The following is a 5,638-nucleotide window of genomic DNA, read 5'->3' on the forward strand; positions in this document are numbered from 1 at the left end:
GCACGTCCCGCGGCTGCCCGACGGGCGCCTCGCGGGCGTTCGCGGGCACCTCACGCCGACAGGTCGATCCGCTCCTCGCCCGCGTAGACGTTCATGTCCCCGCCCCGCAGGAACCCGACCAGCGTCAGCCCCGACTCCAGCGCCAGGTCCACCGCCAGCGAGGAGGGCGCGGAGACGGCCGCCAGGACGGGGATGCCCGCCATCACCGCCTTCTGCGCCAGCTCGAAGGAGGCCCGGCTCGACACCAGCAGCACCGACCCCGCCTGCGGCAGCCGGCCGGCCTGCAGGGCCCGGCCGACGAGCTTGTCCACCGCGTTGTGCCGGCCCACGTCCTCGCGTACGTCGATCAGCTCGCCCCGCGCCGAGAACAGCCCGGCGCCGTGCAGCCCGCCCGTGCGGTCGAAGACCTTCTGCTCGGCGCGCAGCCGGTCCGGCAGCTCCCCGAGCATCCGCGCGCCGACCCGTACGGGATCGTCCGCGAGCCCCGGGAACCGGGTCGCCGTGCGCACCGCGTCCAGGCTGGCCTTGCCGCACAGCCCGCAGGACGAGGTGGTGTAGACGTTCCGCTCCAGCGAGATGTCCGGCACGGGAACCCCGGCGGCCAGTCGTACGTTCACCACGTTGTAGGTGTTGGTTCCGTCCTCGGCGGCGCCTTCGCAGTAGGTGACGGCGGCGACGTCGTCGGCCGATCCGAGCACTCCCTCGCTGACCAGGAAGCCGACGGCCAGCGCGAAATCGTCGCCCGGCGTGCGCATCGTGATGGCCAGCGGTTTGCCGTTCAGCCGTATCTCCAGCGGCTCCTCGGCCACCAGCGTGTCCGCACGGGTGCCCACCACGCCATTCCGGATCCGCACGACCCGGCGCCGTTCGGTGACCCGTCCCATGTGATCAGCCCACCTGTTCTGTCCTCGCCGTACGGTTCGCGCACCCATTCTCGCCGATCCGCTTGGAGCACGTCCCCGGCTGGAAGATCCTCGGGAAGCTCCAAATTCAGGGCACTGAATCCTGTCGGGTCACGCGCCCCCGTACCCATGGGTAGCAGGCGAAGCTGGGACATCCTGACTGCCGTACGAGGGGGGACCCCGCCCATGACCGGTTCACGCGTGGTGGCGCTAGGGCACTACCAGCCCGCGAGAGTGCTCACCAACGAGGACCTCGAGGCCATGGTGGACACCAACGACGAGTGGATCCGGTCCCGCGTCGGGATCAGGACCCGCCACATCGCCGGTCCCGACGAGCCGGTGGACGAGCTGGCCTACCAGGCCGCCGGCAAGGCCCTCGCGAGCGCGGGCCTGACTCCGGACGACATCGACCTCGTCCTCGTCGCCACCTCCACGGCCATCGACCGTTCCCCCAACATGGCCGCCCGCGTGGCCGCCAAGCTGGGCATGGGCGGCGCTCCCGCCGTCATGGACATCAACGTCGTCTGCTCGGGCTTCACGCACGCCCTGGCCACCGCCGACCACGCGATCCGGGCCGGCGCGGCCACCCGGGCCCTGGTCATCGGTGCCGACAAGATGACCGAGATCACCGACTGGACGGACCGCACCACCTGCGTCCTGACCGGTGACGGCGCCGGCGCGGCCGTCGTCGAGGCCTGCGACGAGCCCGGCATCGGCCCGGTCCTGTGGGGCTCCGTGCCCGAGATGGGCCACGCGGTCCGCATCGAGGGCTCCCCGCCGGTCTTCGCCCAGGAGGGCCAGTCCGTCTACCGCTGGACCACCAGCCAGCTCCCGCCGCTCGCCCGCAAGGTGTGCGAGAAGGCCGGGGTCACCCCCGAGGAGCTGGCCGCGGTCGTCCTGCACCAGGCGAACCTGCGGATCATCGAGCCGCTCGCCGCCAAGATCGGCGCGGTCAACGCGGTCGTCGCCCGCGATGTCGTCGACTCCGGCAACACCTCGGCCGCCTCGATCCCGATGGCCCTGTCCAAGCTGGTCGAGCGCGGCGAGATCCCCTCCGGGGCGCCGGTCCTCCTCTTCGGCTTCGGCGGCAACCTCTCCTACGCCGGCCAGGTCATCCGCTGCCCGTAGGCCGTCCAGCCGGCCCGGTCCCGGAAGCGGCCCCGGCGGAGCCCACGCGCTCCTCCGGGGCCGTTCCCGTCTCCACATCCGTGGGCGGTGCCCCGTCCGAGCCGGTCTCCGCGGCCGCGCCGGGCGCCGCGTCCGGGCCCTTCGCCCCCGCGGCGCGCGCCTCGGCCGCCAGTGCGCCCAGGAGCACCAGGACGAGCCCGGTCAGCTGCCAGGCGGCCCCCAGGCGCATGCCCGCCGCCGCCGTCGCCAGTACGGGCACCACCGCGAGCGCGCGGAACCGTACCGGCCTGATGCCCAGCACCAGCCGGAACGCGGTGTCCCCGGCCAGATAGCAGGCGACCCCGCCCGCGAGCGCGAAGGCGGGCCCGGCCGCCAGCTGCTCGCCCAGGTGCCCGATGCTCTTCTTCACGCCCGCCGAGAAGGCCGCGATGCCCAGCAGCATCGGGATGAAGGCGTAGTAGTACGCGCGCAGCGCCAGCTTGAAACGCCGCTGCGGGGGAGTGCTCGCGAAGACGTGCTCGGCGCGCCCCTCGTCGCGCACGAAGTACATCCACCACAGCGCGGCCCCGACGGCCAGCGCCAGGAAGGCGCCCACGGCGATCCCGAAGGTCAGCGGCAGCGAACCCACCCCGATGCCGATCGCGATCACCGACTCGCCGAAGACGATGATCAGCAGCAGCCCGTGCCGCTCCACGAAGTGCGCGGCACCGATCCCGCCGAGCTGGTCCTCGACGGTCGTCCCGGCGGCCGTGTCCGCCCCCGAGGCCGTCGCCCGCCGCGTGATGGCGGGCGTGACGAACTGGAACACCAGCGCCAGCGCCCACAGCCCCAGGGCCGTCGGCCCGTCGAACAGCCCGGCGGCCGTCACCGACAGCGCGGACAGCGCGTTGGGGAGCGCGAACCAGAGCACCCCGCGCCCGTGGGCCTGGCTGAACAGCGCACTGTGCAGGATCACCACGAGCAGGTAGCCGAGCCCGAAGGCCACCCCGCCGTCCCCGAAGGCGGTCGGCACGGCCAGCGCGCACACCAGGAACGCCCCCATGGCCAGCAGGATCAGCACGCGGCGCACGGGCCGGTCGGGCGGCACCTGGTTGGTCAGGTACGCGTAGCCCCCGTACATCCAGAACAGCACGGTGAAGATCAGCAGCACCCGGCCGGCGCCGCGGAGGGTGAGGTCGTCCGCGAGCAGGACCGTCAGCTGGGTGATGGTGAAGACGAAGACGAGGTCGAAGAAGAGCTCCAGCGTGCTGACGCGGTGCTCGGTTTCCATGCGCTGCTCCCCCTGAAAAGTCGAACGTGCGGCGCCCATCCGATCGCCTCGGAACCCGGGTGTCCAGCCGGTTTCAACATCCGGGAGCCCTCGGGGCCGTGCGACTTGAGAGGGAGGCGAATCCCGGCCGGACGACTGACGTCTCCGCGGGCCGCGGCCCGGAGGATGGAACCACGCAATCCGCCAGCAACAGGAGCAACCATCACATGAGTCGCAAGACCGTCGTCCTGACCTCCGCCGGAGTCGTCCTGGTCCTCGCGGCCGCCGCCGCGATCGCCGTACCCGCCGCGAACGACTGGATCGAGAACCGGCACCAGGAGACGAGCTCCTACGCGACCGGCGCCCAGGCCAAGGAGAAGCGCGCCTCCGTCCCGCGCTGGCTCCCGGACGGTGCGGAGTCGGTCGAGTACGCGATGAAGACCACGGGCGGCGAACGCCTGCTGAAGGCGACCCTCCCCGACGGCAAGCTCCCGGAGCAGTGCAGGCCCGAGCCCGCGCCGAACATCAAGGAGGTGCCGCTGAAGGCGGACTGGTTCCCGAAGGACGCGCGGGGCCGGGCCGGCCTGCGCTGCGGGCTGTACTACGCCTACAAGGAGGCCGACACCACCCTGTACGCCTGGCAGTACGCCGAGGACTGGGTCGCGGGGGAGCGCGCCGACGCCGGCACCCGGTAGCGAGACGACCCGTCTCGCCCGGCCCGCGGGCCCGCCTCCGGACATGCCCGCAGGTCAGCGCGGCGCGTCGAACTCGGCCCGGGCGAAATACCTGGTCGGAACCCCGCCGAACCTTTGCTATTGTTGTCCATGTCGCCGCGGGAAACCGGGGCCGACCACCTGGTCCGGGTGGCGGAATGGCAGACGCGCTAGCTTGAGGTGCTAGTGCCCTTTATCGGGCGTGGGGGTTCAAGTCCCCCCTCGGACACAAAAGGTCGAAAGACCGTCTGGCCCCCTGCGAACAGCAGGGGGCCAGAGTCGTTTTCCGGGTCGGCCGGCCTGGCGGTCCGGCGGTCCGGTCGTGTCTCGCCCGGTGGGGGTGGGGCAGGGGTTCCCTACGGGACCGGCTGCTGCTGCGTGACGCAGTGGATGCCGCCGCCGCCCGCGCCGAGGTTGTCGATGTTGAGCTGCTCGACGACCCGGCCCGGGAAGGCCCGCTGGAGGGTGGCCTTCGCCGCCGCGTCCGCGCCGGTGTCACCGAACTGCGCGGAGATCACGGCGCCGTTGCACAGGTAGTAGTTGGCGTACGAGCCCACGAAGTCCTGGCTCGTCGAGCGGATCTTGTTGTAGTCGGGGCCCTGGAGCTTGGTGACCGCGATCGGGCGGCCGAGGGCGTCGGTGGAGGTGGACAGGATCTGGTACTGCTGGCGGGCGTCGTTCGCCCAGGCGTCGGTGTCGCTCGCGAGCGGCATCTGGACCATGCCCTTCCCCGCGGCGAGGAACCGGGAGGTGGCGTCGACGTGGTCGTCGGTGATGTCCTGGCCGGAGACGCCCTTGAACCAGATGACCTTGGACGCGCCGTAGGCGGCGCACATGGCCGCTTCCAGCTGGGCCTGGCTCATGTTGGGGTTGCGGTTGGAGTTGATGAGGGAGCTGCGCGTGGCCATGAGCGTGCCGGCGCCGTCCGCCTCCACCGACCCGCCCTCGCCGACGAAACCGGTGGTGCTGAACGCGACCCCGGCGTAGGCCGCGACGCGGCCCGCCACCAGGGAGTCCTTGGCGTGGGTCTGCTTGTTGCCCCAGCCGTTGAAGTTGGTGCCGATCGCGTCCAGGCCGCCCGCCCCGTTCTTGCGGAACACCGGCCCGCTGTCCCGGATCCAGCAGTCGTCGACGGGTATGGTGCCGATGACCGTGACCGCGCTGCCGCAGGCGCTCTTCGCCTTGGACACGCTCGCCGAGTTGGCGAGCACGACGACGGGCTCGTACTTCGCGATGGTCTTCGCGATGAGGGCGATGTTCGCCTGGACGCCGGCCAGCTTCCGGCCCCAGATCGCGGAGCTGTCGGGCCACGCCATCCAGGTCCGGGTGTGCCGGACGTCGTCACCGGGTACGGCGAATCCCGCGGCGGCCGCGGCCGCCGACGGGCGGACGCCCGCGAAGGCCTGTCCGCCGACCGAGGCCAGGGCGGCGCCGGCGGCCGTGAGGCCCGCCGCCGCCAGGAACCCCCGTCTGTCCAGCTTCCGTACGACGTGCTCGTTCATCTCTGATCTCCGATCAGTGGTGCGCGGCCGCGCGGACGCGCGAACGCGTGCATGTGACGAACCGATGGGCCGTGGGCGCCGCCGCGCCCACGGCCCCCCTCAAATGGCCGGACCCGGGGCGGCGATGGACACGGGATACCACCC

5 protein-coding genes and 1 tRNA gene are annotated in these 5,638 nt (G+C 72.1%); 3 read left to right on the top strand and 3 right to left on the bottom strand.

Translation table 11 applies throughout. The features are described 5' to 3' along the window. Positions 1 to 50: 50 nt before the first annotated feature. Positions 51 to 884, bottom strand: a complete 834-nt coding sequence (gene fdhD / locus ACWGDE_RS35475) for a formate dehydrogenase accessory sulfurtransferase FdhD (protein ID WP_453393187.1) — start codon at positions 882 to 884, stop codon at positions 51 to 53. Positions 885 to 1,088: 204 nt separating this feature from the next. On the opposite strand from fdhD, the gene ACWGDE_RS35480 reads away from it, so the two are divergent. Further along, positions 1,089 to 2,030, top strand: a complete 942-nt coding sequence (locus ACWGDE_RS35480; protein WP_453393188.1) for a beta-ketoacyl-ACP synthase III — start codon at positions 1,089 to 1,091, stop codon at positions 2,028 to 2,030. Here the strand turns inward: ACWGDE_RS35480 and ACWGDE_RS35485 are convergent. Further along, entirely contained in the window at positions 2,014 to 3,300 is a 1,287-nt protein-coding gene (locus ACWGDE_RS35485) for a low temperature requirement protein A (protein ID WP_453393189.1), read from the bottom strand. The genes ACWGDE_RS35480 and ACWGDE_RS35485 overlap by 17 nt on opposite strands. A gap of 206 nt (positions 3,301 to 3,506) precedes the next feature. Here ACWGDE_RS35485 and ACWGDE_RS35490 point away from each other — a divergent pair, with 206 nt between their 5' ends. Together ACWGDE_RS35490 and ACWGDE_RS35495 are read left to right on the top strand one after the other, a co-directional pair. After that, entirely contained in the window at positions 3,507 to 3,974 is a 468-nt protein-coding gene (locus ACWGDE_RS35490; protein WP_453393190.1) for a hypothetical protein, read from the top strand. A 162-nt stretch (positions 3,975 to 4,136) separates the two neighbouring features. Beyond that, positions 4,137 to 4,221, top strand: a tRNA-Leu gene (locus ACWGDE_RS35495). Positions 4,222 to 4,348: 127 nt separating this feature from the next. On the opposite strand, the gene ACWGDE_RS35500 is transcribed toward ACWGDE_RS35495, so the two are convergent. Next, on the bottom strand, positions 4,349 to 5,494 hold the full coding sequence (locus ACWGDE_RS35500; RefSeq protein ID WP_453393191.1) for an agmatine deiminase family protein: 1,146 nt from the start codon (positions 5,492 to 5,494) through the stop codon (positions 4,349 to 4,351). Positions 5,495 to 5,638: the final 144 nt, after the last annotated feature.

This window comes from Streptomyces sp. NPDC054956, from assembly GCF_053609185.1.